Source organism: Neobacillus kokaensis (genome assembly GCF_014656545.1).
GTDB classification, from domain to species: domain Bacteria; phylum Bacillota; class Bacilli; order Bacillales; family Cytobacillaceae; genus Neobacillus; species Neobacillus kokaensis.
In genome coordinates, this window is the sequence record NZ_BNDS01000003.1 from 149,451 (window position 1) to 168,648 (window position 19,198).

Genomic DNA, 19,198 nt, shown 5'->3' on the forward strand with positions numbered 1-19,198 from the left:
AATAGAGAGGAAGAGGTATATGCCGGTTACAGCACCAAAACAAATTGAGCATATCGGTATTGCTGTGAAAAATTTGGAACAATCCGTTCAATTTTACACTAATCTTTTAGGATTAACCTGCCTCGGGTATGAAACGGTAGAAAGTGAAAAGGTTCGGGTAGCTTTCCTAGAAATTGGTGAAACTCGTTTGGAACTATTGGAAGCACTCAGCCCGGATAGCCCAATAGCCCAATTTATCGAAAAAAAGGGAGAAGGGATTCATCATATTGCCTTTCAAGTAGATAATTCGATTGAGCGTTTAGAGTTTCTGAAGGAGCAGGGGATCAGGTTAATCAATGATACACCGAAGCAGGGGGCACATGGCAATCTGGTCGCATTTCTTCATCCTAAATCAACCAATGGGGTATTGCTGGAACTGTGCCAGCCGCAAAGCCAATCGTAATAAAAAATTTATAGCAGTTTAATAGAAGATAGTCAGGTGGGGGATGGTCTTTTGAGTACAATGTATGAAAAAATTGATGAATTGATGGACCGTAAGCTGAAGGTGAAGCTGGGCGGCGGGGACAACCGGATTGAAGCCCAGCATAACCGCGGTAAGCTGACAGCGAGAGAACGGATTGATCTGCTTTTGGATGAAGATACATTCGTCGAATTAAATTCGTTTATCCAGCATCGGGCGACGAACTTTGGAATGGATCAATTGGAGGCCCCGGGGGAAGGGGTAGTCACCGGTTATGGGAAAATCCATGGCCGTCTTGTTTATGTTTTTTCCCAAGATTTCACGGTATTCGGCGGGGCCCTTGGTGAAATGCATGCCCTCAAAATTAGCCGAATGATGGATTTAGCTGCGAAAGCCGGGGCCCCTGTCATTGGTTTAAACGATTCCGGCGGAGCCCGGATTCAAGAAGGGGTAGAGGCACTAGACGGTTATGGGCATGTTTTCTATCGCAATGCTATTTATTCCGGTGTCGTTCCACAAATCTCGGTTATTCTCGGTCCATGTGCCGGCGGAGCAGTCTATTCGCCAGCGATTACTGATTTTGTGTTTATGGTGGAAAAGACGAGTCAAATGTTTATTACTGGCCCAAAGGTCATTCAAGCGGTAACCGGTGAAAAAATTTCCTCGGAGGACCTTGGCGGTGCGAAAGTTCATTCCAGCATCAGCGGCTGTGCCCATTTCACGGCAGAGTCGGAACCGGAAGTGCTGGAGGATGTAAGAAAGTTAATCAGTTACTTGCCGCAAAATAGCATGGAAAATCCGCCAGTTGAGGAAGCGTCAATTGACGATGGCTGGAACGATGAATTGATTGATCTTGTGCCGATTTCGGGGACCAAAGTATACGATGTATGCAAGGTGGTTGAACAGGTAGTAGATAACGGTGAATTTATGCAGGTTCATGCCAATTTTGCCAAAAACATCGTAGTCGGTTTTGGACGGATTGATGGGCACAGTGTCGGAATTATTGCGAATCAGCCTAAGGTGATGGCTGGCGGCTTGGATATTAACTCTTCCGATAAATTGTCTAGATTTATTCGTTTCTGTGATTCTTTCAATATTCCGTTAATTACGTTTGAAGATGTTACCGGATTTTTCCCTGGAGTTAATCAGGAGCACGGCGGTATTATCCGCCACGGGGCAAAAATTCTTTATGCCTATTCCGAGGCGACGGTTCCGAAAATTACGGTCATTCTTCGCAAAGCCTATGGCGGTGCCTATGTTGCCTTGAACTCGAAGGCGATTGGGGCAGATATTGTTTTCTCCTGGCCGAACGCTGAGATTGCGGTAATGGGTCCTGAAGGCGCGGCGAATATAATTTTTGCAAAAGAGATTGAACAAAGTGAAGACCCGGCACTAACGAGAGCTCAGAAAATTGCCGAATACCGCGAAGCGTTTGCCAACCCTTATCAAGCAGCAGCCAAAGGAATGGTCGACGATGTCATTGACCCACGCGAAACACGAAAAAAGCTAAAGGAAACACTCGAAATGCTCAGAACAAAGAAAGAAACAAGACCTGCAAAAAAACATGGTAATATCCCTCTGTAAGAGGAAAAATCAGTGCTTTAAATGGGGGGCATTAAATAGGTGCCTGACACCATCCGTGGACAGTTTGTGAAGTTTTCACATGGTGCCTGACACCAAAATTTTAAATGCGATAATATAGTTGATAAAAAACAGGGGATTATCCCCTGCTTTCTTTATATATATATTTGTTTAACTTTCCTTCTTTTTTATACAAAAAAAAATAAACTTCACAACATGAAATGTAGAGATTGAACAAAAGATAAAGTAAGGAGGTGTATAATCATGAGAGTGCTTCAGAGAATTGCTTTAGTTCTCGTAATCATTGGTGCAATTAACTGGGGATTAATTGGATTCTTCCAATTTGATTTGGTAGCAACGTTATTTGGCGGTCAGGATTCTTTTTTGTCCAGACTAATTTATGGCCTTGTTGGAATCAGCGGCTTGATTTGTTTAAGCCTGTTATTTGCTCCTTGGCATGAAGAAAATCAAGCGAATAATCGTCAAGGAAATCGAAACATAAATTATGCTACTGAATTTGGAGAAGAAGAAGATTTTTCAAAATGGAAAAAGGATTAGAATGAAACACATCGTGGGATTTTTCCCCTAATTATTTTTTGTAATGTTATTCGCTGATGTGGTAGTGCAAATAATGTTATTTCAAGGAAGTCTAATCCCAGAGTATTTTTTAAAAGAATAGAAAAAAATAATATTGGTGATTAGTCACCAATAAATTTCGATGTGGGGGAATTACGTTGAATATACGAGAGGGCTTAATTCCAACTGCTTTAGGCACAGCTGTAACGGCAACTGGTTATGCTATAAGACAAAAACGTGGTTCTAATAAAATGATTGCTGATACTGTTTTTGGTTTCGGTTTAGCTCACGTACTATTAGGTGTGATTGACCTCATAGAGCATCGACGTTAGGGAAGCAGGCGGGGATTGGTACCCCGCCTGCTTTTATAGTGTTCGATATTTTTTTAAAGCAACGATATTCAAGGCAATAAAAATGACTGCAAAGACAGCTAGGGCTATGATGTCGCCGCTGATTTCGCCAAGCCCCATTCCTTTGTACATGACAGCTTTTAAGGCGTCGCCAGCATAATACATGGGCATGATTTTGGCAACGGCCTGGAGCCAGTCAGCCATGCCGTCCAGCGGGAAGATTCCAGCGAAAAATACCTGCGGAATCACGACAACCGGAATAAATTGTATCATTTGAAATTCCGAGGCTGCGAACGATGACAGCAAAATTCCTAATGCTAGGGCTACTAACGCAAGCAGCAGGTTAATTAGAATCACATCAAAAATGGATCCTGCCAAGACAATATCCAATACATTTATGGCATAGATTACAACGATAACCGTCTGTACAATGGCAAAGATTCCGTAGCCAGTTAAATAAGCCGTGACGATCTCCCATCTGCGGATTGGAGTTGACATCAGACGATCCAGCGTTCCTGTTGTCCGCTCACGCAATAGCCCAATTCCCGAAATAATAAACACGAAAAAGAAGACAAAGTAGCCAACTAAAATCGGACTTAATACATCAAAAAAGACTGTGTCTTTATTACCGTAAACATATTTGGTGTCAATCTGCTTCGTAGCCATTCCACCAGCTGCTGGACTTTGCTGAATTAATTTTTTTTGCACTTGAGCCGCTGCAACTTGATTGACCTTCATTTGTAAAGCCTTTGCCTTACTTGTATCATCATTTTTTAATGTTAAAATCATGTTTCCGGAATCCGCTTCAAGCAATCCATCCAAATCTTTATCGATGACCGTATCACTGGATGCTTTTTCATATTCTATTACTTGGATATCCGTTTTTTCAAGGCCTTTCACAAGCTGTTCGTCAATCCCCACAACACCTAACTTTGGATCGACGGTATTACCATTAAATAAAAAGTACATCAGGGTAAGGATTAATAATGGAGCGACAAACATTAATCCCAAGGTTCGCTTATCTCGCAGCAATTGCAGGGTGATTCGTTTAATTAACGCCGAGATTCTCATGCTGCTTCACACCCGCTTTCAAAAATACTTCATCCAAACTGCCAACATGATACAAGTCTTTTAACTCATCGGGTGTGCCGCTTGCCAGTATCGCCCCATCCCGCACCATCGCCACCATATCACATCGTTCAGCTTCATCCATTACGTGGGTCGTAACGATAATCGTTTTGCCCTCGTCATTTTTAAGCCGAAGGAGCTCATTCCAAATAGACAGCTTTAACTCTGGATCGATTCCAACAGTCGGTTCATCTAAAATTAATAATTGGGGATCTTGAATCAAGGCGATTGCAAGCGAAAGACGCCGTTTCATACCCCCGGAATAGGCGGCAACCCGTTTCTTTAAATCGGCGGTCAGGTTAACTAAATTGGAAGCATAAGCAATTCGTGTCCGCTGCTCATCTTTATTTAATTTAAAAAGAGAGGCGAAAAATTTCAGATTCTCCTCGCCAGTCAGCTCTAAATAAAGGGCATTGGATTGTGCCATATAGCCGATTTCTTGCAGAATGGCGAGGTTTGGCATTTTCTCATCCAGAACATGAATCGTACCGGAATTCGCTTTTTCCATACCAACAATCATTTTCACTAACGTGGTTTTTCCAGCACCGGAAGGTCCGATGAGACCGTACAACTGTCCTTTTCCAATCGTTAAATTTACTTCATTTAAAACTGGCTTTTTGCCAAAGCTTTTGTTCACTTTCTGCACTATAATGGATGGATTCAAGGCAGCCCCTCCTAAAATCATACGGAAATAAACACCGTGTTGATTATTTCTATACCATTATCATAAAATGCCGCACCATGAATTACAATGAACAATAATGAGCAAAGTGTTCATTGTAGAAAATTAAGTTTTCAAGCCTGCCGCATACCCAGGTCCTAGTAAGGTCATTTTTGCTAAAATTAAGGTCATTTCACTAGGTGATTTTTCCATTCCGGTTTCAAGCCAATGTTGAATCACTCCAACATGCGCTGCACTTACATAGGTGGTTAAAAACTCTACAGGAACAAGCATGTCTTCCTTATTAACTTCTGTCGCAATTTTTTGCAAAAATGTCTGTGTAATTAGTTCACGAAGTTTTACTTGAAATGCTGGGTCTCCCTTTGGTCCAAGGATGACCTTCATGAAATCGGCATGCTCCTGGAAGTATTCAAACAGCTTCTGAATGACCGGAAACGGTTCACCTTGGCTTGTAAAGGCGACGGCTTCCATTGGCTTGATGTCATTTACAAGCTGAACGATGCCCTTAATAATCTCGTCCTCACTTTGCTCCAATAAATCGTACTTATCCCGGTAATGTAAATAAAAGGTTCCGCGATTAATTTGTGCCTTTTCAGTCAAGTCGCGGACCGTAACTCCTTCAAAACCCTTTTCCTCCATTAGTTCTGTAAGAGTGTCGCGAATCAGCCGTTTCGTGCGATTTACTCGTTTTTCCGCTGCTCGTTCAGTCATTGTTAGAGACTCCTTTAAGATTCTTTGTTAGATAAATTATATGATTCAAATTGGAAGATAATCAACAGCTTGTTCATAACATTTTGGTATAACCCAATTCTTTAACGTGAACGTTAAAGATAGAAATTATTTGAACCTCTATCATGCCCTAACGCATAACCGTAGTCCTAGATAAAAGGATTAAATGGAAAATACCTCCTTTTTTTATAGTGTTAATTACATATGCTGATAGGACTGATTTTTATAAAGTGACTGAATATTCTTTACTTGTTAATAACGATTAATCTATACTACGTTTTGTAACGTTACATAAGATTTTCATTATTAAATGAAATCAGAAGGCTAGACATAAGCAATGAAGGAATAGGAGGAAATTTGATGTGTAAGCGGATTCTAGTAATTTTAACTGTTTTTATCTTAGTATTTTCTACAACAAAGACTATGGCAAAACAACCAAATAATCATAAGAGTGTTACAAAGAACATAAATGCCGTAAAAATTGTGAGAGACCAATATGGGGTTCCACATATTTACGCAAAAACAATAAAGGATTTATACCGTGCCTATGGTTATACGATGGCACAAGACCGTTTATTTCAACTAATGATGTTTCGCCTCAGCAACGAAGGGAAGGTAGCCTCAGTTTTCGGGGGAAAGTACCTAGACCTAGATTTGAAAATGCGCCGGGACGGTTACAGCGATCAGGAAATTAAAAACATGATCGCCAAAATGGATCCGTTTTCGCAAAAAGTAATGGCCTACTTTGCTGAAGGGATCACACAGTATGTAAATGAGGCATTAAAAGATCCAGATCATTTATTATCGAAAGAGTTTCATGAGTACCATGTCACTCCAGAAAAATGGACAGATGTAGATGTCCTAAGACTGTACATGTCGTCGATGACTGTTTTTATGGATCAGGAACAGGAAGTTCAGAATGCTGCGATTTTAGAGAAACTAACACAACAATATGGGGCTGAAAAGGCGGAAAAAATGTTCAACGATATTTTTCCAGCTAATGACCCTGCATCACCAACCAGCATTATGGAAGCGAAAACAACTGATCAGGCCAAGCACTCAAGGAATGTATCACAAGTTTCTAAAGAGGTAATGGAGGCTGCCGCTAATCTCGTCAAGCAGCGGAGGGATTTCGAAGCCAACTCACATGAACTAGGTCTGCCGTTAAAAGTGGGAAGCAATGCGATGGTTGTTGGTCCTAAAAAGTCAAAATCGAGAAATGCCATGGTGTTTGGGGGACCTCAGGTAGGGCTGACGGCACCGGGATTTATCTATGAAGTCGGACTCCACTCCCCGGAAATTGACATTGAAGGTTCTGCATTCACCGGCTATCCATTCATTATGTTTGGCGCTACAAAAGATATTGGCTTTACCGCTACCGCAGGCTACGGCAACGTTGTTGACATTTTCAGCGAGAAACTTAATCCAGCCAATCCGCACCAATATTTTTACAAAGGTAAATGGCATGATATGAAAAAGCGGGTTGAGACCTTTGCTGTTCGTACCGACGACGGAAAAACGAGAAAGGTAGAAAAAGTATTTTACGAAACCGTGCACGGTCCTGTCATTTATTTAGATGAAAACACCCATTCTGCTTATAGTAAAGCATGGGCGTTCCGCGGAACAGAAGCACAGAGCTGGTCTGCCTATTTAGAATCGAACTATGCCCATAATTTGAATGATTTTAAGAAAGCAGCAAGGAAATACACGATGTCACTAAACTGGCATTACGCTGACAAGCGGGGAAATATCGCCTATTTCCATGTTGGGAAAATCCCGAATCGTGACAAGCGTGTTGATGACCGCCTGCCAACACCAGGTACTGGTGAATATGAGTGGAAAGGCTTCCTAGATCCCAAAAATAACCCGCATGTGATTAATCCTAAAGCTGGTTTTGTGGCAAACTGGAATAATAAACCCGCTCCAGACTGGAGTAATGGAGAGCAAAGCTTTAGATGGACCGCAGATCAAAGGGTCCAGCAATATATTGATCAAGCCAAAGCGGCAGATGATATCACATTAAAAAAGATCAATGACTTCAATTATCACGCAAGTCTTGTTAATTTGCGTACAAAGTGGTTTAAGCCATATTTATTAGAGGCGCTTAAGAACAATCTTGATAAGGATCCAAAATACGAGGAAGTTTATCACTATTTGAAAGACTGGAACAACCTTAATGAAGATTTGAACAAGGATGGAAAGTACGATAGCCCTGCCGTAACGATATTCGAAGCTTGGTGGTCGCATGTTGTTCAAAACTTATTTAAAGATGACCTTGGGGAAAGTTATAGCGAGCTGAAGCCGATCATTGACCAAGCATATGGCTGCGGTGTGTGCCTACGAACTTTCCAAGGGAAAGATGCAAAATCCCCTATCGATAATGATTGGTTAAACGGGGAATCCCGGGATCAATTGATTCTTGATAGCCTTGATCAAACAATCAGTCAATTGGAAAATAAGACAGGCGAAAATATGGATCAATGGTTAACCAAAGTGCGGACGACAACCTTTGGCGGTAGTTCATTTATCGGATTCCCGCATGGGCTTGGTTCTGATAAGCCAATTCCGGAGATGAATAGGGGAAGTGAGAATCACTATGTGGAAATGGCCAAAAAAGGTCCGCATGGCTTCAATATTACCCCTCCAGGACAGATTGGGTTTATCAGTAAAGATGGTACGGTCCACCAGCATTATGCAGATCAAATTGAGATGTATGCTAATTGGAAATTTAAACCGATTCTGTTTACTGAAAAAGATGTAAAGGCGAACGCCGAGTCGGTTGATTACTTACAGTTAAAAAAATAGGAATAGTAGTAGCACTCAGGGACTAGCCTTCGTTTCTGGGTGCTTTTTATTCTGAAATTCAGGTTATTATCATATTGTTAATAAAGCATGAGTCGTACAGTCAGCATCCAAGGGAATAAAGGCAGAGGGGGAGGATTCATGCTTTATTATGCACTGCTGCTTAGTGGTCAATTAGTCTGGAATTTGCCGCTGTTAACTGGTCTGCTGCTCGTTGCTCTCATCTATGGTGTATTTGTTACTTATTTTACTCCTATAAAAATCTATCAATGTCAGCCGCTTTTGTTCATTGTTAGTTTAGCCGTTTTATATATAACAATTGGCAGTCCTTTGGCGGCTTTAAGCCATCTGACCTTTAGCACCCACATGGTTCAAATGAGCATCCTCTTTTTTATTTTCCCGCCGCTTTGTCTATTAGGCATTCCAGTTCATTTTTTTCGAAAAATAAGCACTATAGCGGCGGCTAAAATTTTTCCAAAACCGATTGCTGCCCTAGCGGTCTTTGCTGTGTTGTTCTTGCTGTACCATGTTTCGGCGGTGTTAATATTCCTTTCGCGGCATCCAGCTATTCAAAATAGCTATCTATTGTTACTACTGGTCCTCGCTTTCCGTATGTGGCTGCCCATCGCTGCAGTTGATCAAGCTAATGCCGAAAAGAAACGCTTTGCTTATCTAAGCGGGTTATTTTTAATGCCTGCGTGTGTATTGTTCATTGTGAATGCGATGAACGGCGGGGGAAATACACTATATTTGAGGGAAATGAACGCCGCTTTTTGTATGCCGGGGATCGAACTTCAAGGCTTACACATATTGCCCGATGGCTATCAATCACAATGGGACCAGCTGCTAGCAGGAGTTTTAATGCTCGGAATGCATAAATTTTCAATTCTGTTAACTTTTCGTCTTGGAAAAAGTGTACAACGTTTGGAAATGGGTAAAAGTAACGTAAAGGGGGAATTTTTATCTATAAAAAACAAGAACGAAAGTTAATTTGGCTCGCCTTTTTTGTGGCTTTTATTATGGGGTTATCCATACTTGGACGGTTTTTTTTGGGATAACAGAAAGGTGATTTAGAAATGGGAAATGAGGAAGCAGTATTTTTTAGCCGGGTGCTGACAGAATTAACATTATCTTTTCATATTATTTATGCAACGATCGGCGTTGGCGTCCCGCTGATGATCATGATTGCCCAATGGGTGGGAATTAAAAAGCAGGATGAACATTATATTTTATTAGCTAGGCGCTGGACGCGCGGGTTTGTAATTACAGTGGCGGTCGGCGTTGTGACGGGTACGGCGATTGGCCTGCAGCTATCACTATTGTGGCCGAATTTTATGGAACTGGCTGGGAATGTGATTGCCCTGCCGCTGTTTATGGAAACATTCGCTTTCTTTTTTGAAGCGATTTTTTTAGGCATTTATATCTATACATGGGACAGGTTTAAAAATCAGAAAAGGCATTTGCTGCTGTTAATTCCGGTTGCACTTGGAGCGTCCTTTTCGGCTATTTTCATTACGATTGTCAATGCCTTTATGAATGCGCCGCAAGGATTTGATTTGGTGAACGGGCAGCTTGTCAATGTCAGCCCGATTGTGGCAATGTTCAATCCGGCCATGCCGACAAAAGTGGCGCACGTTCTGGTGACTGCCTATATGACCTCAGCATTTGTGCTGGCCGCCATCGGTGCATACCGGCTATTGAAAGGCTCTAGTCATACATATCATAAAAAAGCGTTATTTTTAACGATGAAGCTGGGCTTTATTTTTTCGATAGCTACCGCCATCATCGGGGATTTCTCCGGCAAATATTTAGCAGAATATCAGCCGGAAAAATTAGCCGCAGCGGAATGGCATTTTGAAACCGGAGAGGGTGCACCGCTGATTTTATACGGAGTTCTAGCTAATGACGAAGTGAAATATGCGATTAAGATTCCATATGCCCTCAGTTTTTTGGCACATAGTAGTCTGTACTCGAGTGTGATTGGTTTGGATCAATTTGCGGAGGAGGATATACCGCCGCTCTATATTCACTATTTGTTTGATGTAATGGTGACGATCGGAATGTGGATGATTGGGTTGTCTGCGGTTTATTTGGCCGGCGCTTGGCTTAGGTGGGGGTTTATTACGGCAAAATGGTTTCGCTGGCTGATCGTTCTCGGCGGTCCGTTATCGATAATTGCGATTGAAGCTGGATGGTGGCTTGCAGAAGTTGGACGGCAGCCGTGGATCCTTAGAGGAATTATGCGGACAAGTGAAGCTGCCACGACAAGCGGTCAGGTAGATTTGATGCTCTTGCTGTTTGCCGGATTATATTTGATTCTAGGAATCGGCAGTATGTTAGTGTTGTGGCGGATGTTCCGCAATAATCCGGTTGAGCAGGAATTGGAAGATCGTCGAGCAGAGAAAGCAGGTGACATCAAATGGACCTTGAAATAATCGGAATAACTGTCTTAGGTGTGTTTCTTTTCGGATATATCATCGTTGCCTCGATAGATTTTGGTGCCGGGTTTTTTAATGCCTATAGCACGTTAACTGGCAAACAGCATATTTTGACGAAGGTGATTCAACGGTATTTGTCCCCGGTTTGGGAGGTCACAAATGTGTTTTTAGTGTTTTTCTTCGTCGGGATTGTCGGATTTTTTCCAAAAACCGCGTACTATTACGGCTCGACATTGTTGGTTCCGGCAAGCATCGCCATTATACTGCTGGCTATTCGAGGCGCTTATTATGCTTTTACTATTTATGGCGGATTGGAGCATCGACGTTATACCATTTTGTACGGGCTTACCGGATTATTCATCCCGGCTTCTTTGTCAATTGTATTGGTGATATCAGAAGGCGGTTTTGTTAGGCTGGAGCGTTCAGGACCGGTGCTTGATTATTGGACGTTGTTCACAAGCCCGTTATCGTGGAGTATTGTTGTGTTAAGTTTGACATCGGTTTTGTATATTTCGGCAGTATTTTTAACATGGTATTCGCGAAAAGCAAAGGACTGGGGAGCGGTGAAACTGCTGCGAAAATATGCCCTTGGCTGGGCGCTTCCGGCAATCATTACGGCAGCTGGTATTATCGTAGAAATGCGGACACATAATCCGGAGCATTATAGCCGGCTTGTAGACCTTTGGTGGATGTTCGCGTTGTCTGTGTTATTGTTTGCCGGAACAGTGTATTTGCTTTGGAAAGGAATTGCCTACGGTATCGCATTTGTCCTGATGACCGGGCAGTTTGCGCTTGCCTTCTTGGCTTATGGCATTTCGCATTATCCGTATTTAATGTATCCGTATTTAACGATTTATGACAGTTTTACCAATGAAGCGATGGCCACCGCCTTAGTTATTGCCTTTATTGCTGGTCTTGGGCTGCTGCTGCCGTCACTGTATTTGTTGCTGCGGCTTTTCTTGTTTAATAAAGAGTATGTGCAGGGTAATCGCGATGATCATGTGTAGGGAGGGATTGGTTTGGAAAGTTTCTTTATTTTTTATGCACCGTTTCTCGTTGTCTTGGCTTCGATTGTTGCGGCGTTTTGGCTGGCACCGATGGATCGTGTGGTGAAGGATAGCAGAGGGCAGAGGTAGCGCTATAGCCAAAGGGATGGAGTTGTAAAAAAAGCGGGTTTTATTGCCCGCTCGCCCCCTCACAAGAGTGCAAACGGTAAAAAAACAAGACATGATTTTGTCCGAAGACACTGTTTAAAAGAGCACTGAGAGTAAAAAGGATTTTCCCTAAGAAGAAGTTTCAACTTTTCCTTGCCCCTTTTCAATTGGCATTTATACCAAAGTTTACTAAAGTATAATTATAGAATAAATGCAGGGAGAGATAGGGAATTGTCGGAAAATAAACGAAACTCACTACTGGAAATTCTTTTAGTCTCAACTAGACTTGGACTCACATCATTTGGGGGACCCGTTGCCCATTTGGGATACTTCCATGAAGAATATGTCCGCCGGAAAAAATGGCTCGATGAAAAAAGTTATGCAGACTTAGTGGCGCTGTGTCAATTCTTACCTGGTCCTGCGAGCAGCCAGGTCGGAATCGGTATCGGTGTTCATCGAGGCGGTCTCCTTGGAGGAATTTTAGCCTTCATTGGCTTCACTGCACCATCGGCCATTGCCTTAATCCTGTTTGCCCTGCTGCTACAAGGCTTAAACATCCATGATGCTGGCTGGATTCACGGTTTGAAAATTGTTGCTGTCGCTGTCGTCGCCCATGCTATTGCAGGAATGGCGCAAAAATTAACACCTGATAAACCGACCAAAGCGATTGCTTTGTTTGCACTAACCGCCACGTTATTATGGCAGACGGCTGTTACGCAGGTCGGAATCATAGTATTGTCTGCTGCCGTCGGATTGCTCATTTTCAAACACAACAAAGAAGAATCAACTGGTAATTTAGCTTTTCCCGTCTCACATCGATTTGCCACTGCCTGCTTAGGACTGTTTTTCGGATTGCTGATTTTCTTGCCGATTTTAAAAGAATTCACATCCTCCTATTGGCTGGCATTATTCGATAGTTTCTACCGATCAGGCTCATTGGTTTTTGGCGGCGGGCATGTAGTACTGCCATTATTGGAGCGCGAATTTGTCCCGACTGGATGGTTATCGAAGGAAGAATTTCTAGCAGGTTACGGAGCAGCCCAGGCTGTACCGGGACCTTTATTTACGTTTGCAGCATACATTGGAGCTGTGACTAAAGGATGGATAGGAGGCATGGTCGCAACCATCGCGATATTTTTGCCGGCTTTTCTTCTCGTTTTAGGTACGCTGCCTTTTTGGAACACGTTAAGGCATAACCCGAAAATCAAAGGTGCATTAGTCGGGATAAATGCAGCTGTAGTTGGTATTTTGATTGCGGCCTTTTATAATCCGATCTGGACGAGTTCTATCTTGGAGCCAAAGGACTTTGCCTTTGCAGCTATCCTTTTTAGTATGTTGGTCTATTGGAAATTGCCGCCATGGGTGATTGTGGTAACGGGAGCGATTGGCGGATTGATTTTTTATTAAACGGAAGGTTTTTAAAAGGGAATGTTCGAATATATTTGAGTGAACAAATCCCATAGGAACTGGAAGTGAGCGGATGGCCAATAGAATTAGATTAATATTTTTCAGTTTTTTAGTTATTGGGATTGGCATTTGGGGTATTCACTATTTTCAACATTCCACCTTTCAAAAAGCGTTTGAAAAAGATTATGGGGCTGGAGCAAAGATGTTAGAAATGATTCCGGCCGGAAAAAGTAAACTTATCATATATGATCATAACCAAGAAATTCGGGCTGTTGGTTATACAAAGAGCATCCTAGGATGGGTGAAAAAAAGCGAAGGCACCCCTTCAATTAAAAACAATGAAACTTTTCGGCTGGATAATATTAATACAATTTCAGTTGAAGACCGCCATTTTCTTTTCGGTTATGTTGACTCAAAACAGATTAAAAGTATTCGATTTAAAACAGATGATTTTCTGGTTCAATATAATGTCCATTCTTATTATTGGTACCTGCCTATTTTTAATAAAAAGGATACCAGTTTCGAAGCAAATCAGTTTAGTGTCATTTTGAAAAATGGTAAAGAGATTTTTTATCCATTTGAACATTGAAAAGGGGAACTTTGTTGTTCTTCTTTTTTGTCGTTACCGTGAAATTTTTACTTCATCGCCGCACCATTTTTAATGGAAAAATAAACGCCTCTTTTCGAGGACAGAAATGGACAAGCTGCGGCTCTTTACTTAAGCCAAAAGGTGTTCCCAAATTTGTCGCTACATCAACCTCCGCCTCGCTGACTTTCATGCTTTCATGACTTATATTGCCCTTTAGTAAAAACGGTCCCAACTTAGTAAACAAAGAATACCGCTCCAGCAGCCAAAAATCTAATGTTCCCGGTTCGGTCCGGATGCACGGTCCCCCGGCCGCCGCATACTTTACTGAAAATTCACCATCTCCAAACACCCGCTTACTATAAAATACCGATTTATGTGCCTTTTTTAAAAATGACATCCTAGCCAGGCAATACGGTAATGAAGCCGCACGGGCACCTAAAACACTAGGCAAATGATTAGCATCAAGCGTAAAAAAATAAACACCAGAGGTATTCCCAACCTTCACATACGTTCTTACATTCAATTCCAAATACCGATTCAATAATGGAATCTCCGGAAGAAACCGGAACCGCTGGTGACTGACACCAAATGGAAGCATCGTCAGCCATGCTTTTCCATCAAACAAATCCAGCTCCAGTTCGGCGGGAAGAAGTTCCTGTAATCGTTCAGCCGCTGCCTCCCAATGACAAAATAATAAATCCTCCCAAGTCTGCTTTAAAATCCAGCCCATTTTTAGAAAACTCCCTTTTAAATGATTGACATTCAAACCTGTATTTGAATAAGATATAATCAAACGAACATTTGAAGGAAGAAGGTGGTACTATGAAAGACCGTGATGTTTGCGAGATTGCTTGTGTCGATAGCGAAAAAACTGCCCGGGTTCAGCAGGCGGTTACACAAACCAGCCATATCCTTGAAGTAACAAAGCTTTTTAAAGCATTATCCGATGAAACCCGAATGAAAATCGCCTATGCGCTTACGCTCGAAGACGAGCTCTGTGTCTGTGATGTAGCCCATATTGTCGGAGCGACAACAGCGACGGCATCCCATCATTTGCGCCATTTGAAAAGTCTAGGCCTTGCGAAATACCGCAAAGAGGGAAAGTTAGTTTATTATTCCCTTGATGACGATCATGTAAAACAATTAATCCATATCGCATTTGAACACCAGGAAGAGGTGGCGGAGCGTGAGTAATTCAAATGAGGGAGCAGCACTTGAAAAACAAGTCTATCGTGTCCAGGGATTTTCCTGAATAAGCTGTGCCGCCAAGTTCGAAAAGAACGTACAGCACCTGGATGGTGTTGTGGATGCAATAGTTAATTTTGGAGCTTCCAAGCTCACAGTCTATGGAAATGCCAGTCTTGAACAACTGAAGGAAGCCGGTGCTTTTGAAAAGCTAACCATTTATCCGGAAAAGGAAAAACCGGAAGCTATTCCAATAGAACCTTTCTGGAAAAGATATTCTCTTCTTGGACTGTCGCTGTTGTTCCTGATTGCCGGCTTTATTTTTTCAAATAATATTCTTTTTGCTGCAGCTATTTTAGCTGGAGGATTCCCGCTTTTTAAAACGGGCTTAAAAAATTTGCTTCATCTTGAGTTTGATATGAGAACACTGATGACGATTGCGATTATTGGTGCAGCGATTATCGGCGAATGGAGTGAAGGGGCGGTTGTGGTTCTTCTTTTTGCCATAAGCGAGGTCCTTGAAGGGTATTCAATGGATAAGGCGAGGAAATCAATTCGCTCGCTGATGGAAATGGCACCAACGGAAGCACTCATCCTACGCAACGGCCAGGAGCTGCTGCTAAAAGCGGAGGATATTGAAGTCGGTGACCTCATGCTGGTCAAACCAGGGCAGATGATTGCGATGGATGGTGTTATTGTTGAAGGCATCTCATCCGTTAACCAAGCTGCCATTACAGGTGAATCTGTTCCTGTTGAAAAAGCTGTACAAGATGAGGTGTACGCCGGGACATTAAATGAGGAGGGATTTTTAAAAGTAAAAGTTACCAAGCTGGCCGACGATACAACCATTGCTAAAATAATTCAATTAGTCGAGGATGCGCAGGCAGAAAAAGCCCCGTCGCAGCAGTTCGTCGACCGATTTGCAAAATATTATACGCCGGTTATTATGGCTGTAGCTGCTCTAGTCGCAATCGTCCCGCCGCTGTTCTTTGAGGCTAACTGGCAGGAGTGGATTTACCAAGGACTCGCTGTTCTTGTCGTAGGCTGTCCATGTGCGCTCGTAATTTCCACGCCGGTTTCCATTGTGACCGCTATCGGCAATGCCGCCCGCCATGGGGTGTTGATCAAAGGTGGTAGCTATTTGGAAGAACTTGGTGCGTTAAAAGCAATTGCTTTTGATAAAACAGGAACATTAACAAACGGGACGCCTACCGTCACGGATTATATCAATTTTTCAAACGAAGAAGACCTGCTTGGAAAAATCGCTGCGCTAGAAGGCATGTCCCAGCACCCGCTCGCTAGTGCCATTGTCAAAAAAGCAGCATATGTTAAAAAGAATTATGTAATAGAGGATTTTTCAGCACTGACAGGCATGGGTATTAAAGGAACGCTGGATGGTACAACATATCGAATTGGAAATACGAAATTATTCGAGGACATATCAGCTCGGATTTTGGAGCAAATTACCCGCCTTCAAAATGAAGGAAAAACGGTGATGATTGCCGGCACTGAAAAAGAAATTATCGGACTGATTGCCGTGGCAGATGAGGTGAGGGAAAGCAGCCAGTCTGTGATTGAACACCTCCATCAGTTAGGGGTTCACCATACTATTTTATTAACTGGTGATAACCAAAAAACGGCAGAAGCTATTGGACGTCATACAGGGGTCAACAGCATTAAAGCAGAATTGCTTCCGCATGATAAATTGAATTTTATTAAAAAACTAGGGAAGCAATTTGGCAGAGTCGGAATGGTTGGCGATGGTGTTAATGATGCCCCGGCGCTCGCTGCGGCGAATGTCGGGATTGCGATGGGTGGTGCGGGAACGGATACGGCACTGGAAACAGCAGACATTGCCCTCATGAATGATGACCTGCAAAAACTGCCTTTCGCCATTAAATTAAGCCGAAAAACCCTTAGAATTATTAAGCAAAATATCACACTGTCAATTGTTGTAAAGCTGTTTGCGCTGCTGCTTGTAGTCCCGGGCTGGCTGACGTTATGGATTGCCATCTTTGCCGATATGGGGATGACCCTGCTTGTAACATTAAATGGGCTGCGGCTCTTGCGGGTAAAAGAGTAGTCCTTGTTTTTTACGATTCGCTGATAAAAATGTACAATCGCTGATATTCTATTAAAAAGCGATAACATACGAAAACCGCCGATAAAGAGGGAGCGGATCTAATTAGTTGAGTACAAATCTATTTTTGGAGGAGGTCCCGTTGAACAATCGTTGGAACAAATGGATTTACAGTCTGTGGTCGCCAGTATATGATTATTTTTTCAACCAAGGGCCATTCTTAAAGGCTCGGTGCGAGGTGTTCAACGGAATCGACTTTCAGGCGGGAGATAAAGTTTTGTTTGTAGGGGTCGGAACTGGTGCAGACCTAGCACTGGTTCCCGTCAATCAGCTGGAGATTACGGCTATCGATTATTCAGAAGAGATGCTCCAGCAGGCGCGGAAGAAATTCACGTCCAGCGTGATCAAGTTTCATCGAATGGACGCACAAGAATTACAGCTGCCCGACAATTCATTTGATTATGTAATAGCAAGTCTGATTCTATACGTTGTACCGGACAGCGGTAAGACCTTTTCCGAAATGATTCGAGTCACGCGGCAGGATGGACAGATTATTATTTTTGATAAATTTACAACAAAACCATCGCTGCTAAAGAAAGTCATCCGTCCGGTCATTAAAGTTTTTGGAACAGATATCGGTCTCTCGTTTGAAAAAATCGCCGAAGGACATGACGGACAAAGGATAATTTTACTTGAAGACCACCCTGTCATGTTCGGCGGGATGTATCGAAAAATAAAAATCAGAAAAAAATAAAGCTTAATGAAAATACTTTTGTTCTAAAATAGAGAGAAAAGAGCAATGACTGCGGTTTTTGGAGGAGATAAACATGGGACACCATCATGGTCACGGACATGGGCATGGGCACGGCCACTCACATGGTCATTCACATACAAGCAACAAAAAAGCGCTTTTTAGTGCATTTCTATTAATTGCCGCCTTTATGATTGTTGAAGTGATCGGCGGCTTCTTGACAAACAGTTTGGCCTTGCTCTCAGATGCAGGTCACATGCTTAGCGATGCCGCGGCATTGGGATTAAGCTTCTTTGCCATTAAGCTTGGAGAAAAGGCCGTGTCACAGGAAAAAACATACGGTTATAAACGATTTGAAATTATTGCCGCGGCACTGAACGGCATAACATTAGTTGTGATTGCCTTGTTTATTTTTTATGAGGCTATTCATCGCTTTTTTGCCCCTCCGCAAGTACAAAGTACAGGAATGCTGATTATTTCAGTTATCGGATTTTTGGTTAACATTGTGGCTGCCTGGATTTTAATGAGGGGTGATAAGGACGAAAATCTAAACGTAAGAAGCGCCTTTTTGCATGTGATTGGGGATATGCTTGGCTCGGTCGGGGCCATTATCGCGGCACTGTTGATTATGTTTTTCGGCTGGGGAATCGCCGACCCGATTGCCAGTGTAATTGTGGCAGTGTTGATTCTCATTAGCGGCTGGCGTGTCGTGAAGGATTCCTTCCATATTTTAATGGAAGGAGCACCTACCCAAATTAACGCTGATGAAGTGAAAGAGGTACTAAGTAAGATTCCGCTTGTTAAGGAAGTTCATGATCTGCACATTTGGACGATCACTTCCGGCTATCCGGTACTAAGCTGTCACATCACCATCGCCGATGAAGGAATCCACGACGACATTCTTGCACAATCACAAAAAATATTACATGACGAATTCCACATCGAACACAGCACCATCCAGGTCGAAAAAGCAGCTAACGGCTGCCCAAGCCCGCATGGAACCTGCAACTAACTAAACAATGAGAGCCGTTGCGATTGCAAAAGTGTTAATTTGGTGCCTGACACCGCTCGTGGACATTTGTACGTCTGTGGTGGACACTCTAATAAAAAGTGTGCAAAACCTTATTTTCATGTGGTACGATAAAGTGAAACTTCAATCAGTGGGATCCTCGTTGTTATACTTTGACGAGGGGCCCACTGATTGTTCGTTGAACCAATTGGACTTATACGGGCAGTTGGCTTCCTACTCAACTTATTTTTTTGATAAGCGTTGAAAAGGGAGCTTA

19 protein-coding genes are annotated in these 19,198 nt (G+C 42.5%); 15 read left to right on the forward strand and 4 right to left on the reverse strand.

The genetic code is table 11. The annotated features are described in order from the left end of the window. Positions 1-19 precede the first annotated feature (19 nt). The 4 genes from mce to IE222_RS05210 all read left to right on the forward strand — a co-directional run bounded on the left by mce (position 20) and on the right by IE222_RS05210 (position 2,949). Complete coding sequence (gene mce, locus IE222_RS05195; RefSeq protein WP_191270414.1) at positions 20-442, forward strand: methylmalonyl-CoA epimerase; 423 nt, start codon at positions 20-22, stop codon at positions 440-442. Positions 443-502: 60 nt separating this feature from the next. Continuing rightward, positions 503-2,044: an acyl-CoA carboxylase subunit beta gene (locus tag IE222_RS05200; protein ID WP_191270867.1), complete on the forward strand. Its 1,542-nt coding sequence runs from the start codon at positions 503-505 to the stop codon at positions 2,042-2,044. Between the two features lie 261 nt (positions 2,045-2,305). Continuing rightward, complete coding sequence (locus IE222_RS05205) at positions 2,306-2,599, forward strand: DUF378 domain-containing protein (protein WP_191270416.1); 294 nt, start codon at positions 2,306-2,308, stop codon at positions 2,597-2,599. A 176-nt stretch (positions 2,600-2,775) separates the two neighbouring features. Then, complete coding sequence (locus IE222_RS05210) at positions 2,776-2,949, forward strand: asparagine synthase (RefSeq protein ID WP_191270418.1); 174 nt, start codon at positions 2,776-2,778, stop codon at positions 2,947-2,949. A gap of 33 nt (positions 2,950-2,982) precedes the next feature. Here the strand turns inward: IE222_RS05210 and IE222_RS05215 are convergent, their stop codons facing one another. The 3 genes from IE222_RS05215 to IE222_RS05225 all read right to left on the reverse strand — a co-directional run bounded on the left by IE222_RS05215 (position 2,983) and on the right by IE222_RS05225 (position 5,488). Further along, positions 2,983-4,038 carry an ABC transporter permease gene (locus IE222_RS05215; protein WP_191270420.1) on the reverse strand — a complete coding sequence of 352 codons (1,056 nt, stop codon included), beginning with the start codon at positions 4,036-4,038 and terminating at the stop codon, positions 2,983-2,985. Then, positions 4,016-4,759: an ABC transporter ATP-binding protein gene (locus tag IE222_RS05220; RefSeq protein ID WP_191270422.1), complete on the reverse strand. Its 744-nt coding sequence runs from the start codon at positions 4,757-4,759 to the stop codon at positions 4,016-4,018. Before IE222_RS05220 ends, IE222_RS05215 begins: the two co-directional genes overlap by 23 nt. A 123-nt stretch (positions 4,760-4,882) precedes the next feature. Continuing rightward, positions 4,883-5,488: a TetR/AcrR family transcriptional regulator gene (locus IE222_RS05225; protein ID WP_191270424.1), complete on the reverse strand. Its 606-nt coding sequence runs from the start codon at positions 5,486-5,488 to the stop codon at positions 4,883-4,885. Between the two features lie 378 nt (positions 5,489-5,866). On the opposite strand from IE222_RS05225, the gene IE222_RS05230 reads away from it, so the two are divergent. The 7 genes from IE222_RS05230 to IE222_RS05255 all read left to right on the forward strand — a co-directional run bounded on the left by IE222_RS05230 (position 5,867) and on the right by IE222_RS05255 (position 13,896). Beyond that, positions 5,867-8,311, forward strand: coding sequence for a penicillin acylase family protein (locus IE222_RS05230; protein WP_191270426.1), 2,445 nt, complete (start codon positions 5,867-5,869; stop codon positions 8,309-8,311). Between the two features lie 138 nt (positions 8,312-8,449). Next, positions 8,450-9,298 (forward strand): cytochrome c oxidase assembly protein, encoded by an 849-nt coding sequence (locus IE222_RS05235; RefSeq protein WP_191270428.1) that lies wholly within the window; start codon positions 8,450-8,452, stop codon positions 9,296-9,298. A gap of 86 nt (positions 9,299-9,384) precedes the next feature. Next, positions 9,385-10,743 (forward strand): cytochrome ubiquinol oxidase subunit I, encoded by a 1,359-nt coding sequence (locus IE222_RS05240; protein ID WP_191270430.1) that lies wholly within the window; start codon positions 9,385-9,387, stop codon positions 10,741-10,743. After that, entirely contained in the window at positions 10,728-11,753 is a 1,026-nt protein-coding gene (locus tag IE222_RS05245; RefSeq protein WP_191270431.1) for a cytochrome d ubiquinol oxidase subunit II, read from the forward strand. Before IE222_RS05240 ends, IE222_RS05245 begins: the two co-directional genes overlap by 16 nt. 12 nt (positions 11,754-11,765) lie before the next feature. Continuing rightward, positions 11,766-11,882 (forward strand): cytochrome bd oxidase small subunit CydS family protein, encoded by a 117-nt coding sequence (gene cydS, locus IE222_RS27025; protein ID WP_440590004.1) that lies wholly within the window; start codon positions 11,766-11,768, stop codon positions 11,880-11,882. 249 nt (positions 11,883-12,131) lie between these two features. Beyond that, complete coding sequence (locus tag IE222_RS05250; protein WP_191270433.1) at positions 12,132-13,307, forward strand: chromate transporter; 1,176 nt, start codon at positions 12,132-12,134, stop codon at positions 13,305-13,307. Positions 13,308-13,380: 73 nt separating this feature from the next. Beyond that, on the forward strand, positions 13,381-13,896 hold the full coding sequence (locus IE222_RS05255) for a hypothetical protein (protein ID WP_191270435.1): 516 nt from the start codon (positions 13,381-13,383) through the stop codon (positions 13,894-13,896). 52 nt (positions 13,897-13,948) lie between these two features. Here IE222_RS05255 and IE222_RS05260 read toward each other — a convergent pair whose 3' ends face one another. Then, positions 13,949-14,626, reverse strand: coding sequence for a YqjF family protein (locus IE222_RS05260; protein ID WP_191270437.1), 678 nt, complete (start codon positions 14,624-14,626; stop codon positions 13,949-13,951). Positions 14,627-14,718: 92 nt separating this feature from the next. On the opposite strand from IE222_RS05260, the gene IE222_RS05265 reads away from it, so the two are divergent. The 4 genes from IE222_RS05265 to IE222_RS05280 all read left to right on the forward strand — a co-directional run bounded on the left by IE222_RS05265 (position 14,719) and on the right by IE222_RS05280 (position 18,924). After that, complete coding sequence (locus tag IE222_RS05265; protein ID WP_191270439.1) at positions 14,719-15,090, forward strand: ArsR/SmtB family transcription factor; 372 nt, start codon at positions 14,719-14,721, stop codon at positions 15,088-15,090. Then, the gene (locus IE222_RS05270) at positions 15,083-17,164 is read left to right on the forward strand and encodes a heavy metal translocating P-type ATPase (RefSeq protein WP_191270440.1); all 2,082 of its coding nucleotides are present in this window, start codon (positions 15,083-15,085) and stop codon (positions 17,162-17,164) included. Before IE222_RS05265 ends, IE222_RS05270 begins: the two co-directional genes overlap by 8 nt. Positions 17,165-17,303: 139 nt before the next feature. Further along, complete coding sequence (locus IE222_RS05275) at positions 17,304-17,915, forward strand: class I SAM-dependent methyltransferase (RefSeq protein WP_191270442.1); 612 nt, start codon at positions 17,304-17,306, stop codon at positions 17,913-17,915. A gap of 73 nt (positions 17,916-17,988) precedes the next feature. Then, complete coding sequence (locus tag IE222_RS05280; protein ID WP_191270444.1) at positions 17,989-18,924, forward strand: cation diffusion facilitator family transporter; 936 nt, start codon at positions 17,989-17,991, stop codon at positions 18,922-18,924. Positions 18,925-19,198 lie beyond the last annotated feature (274 nt).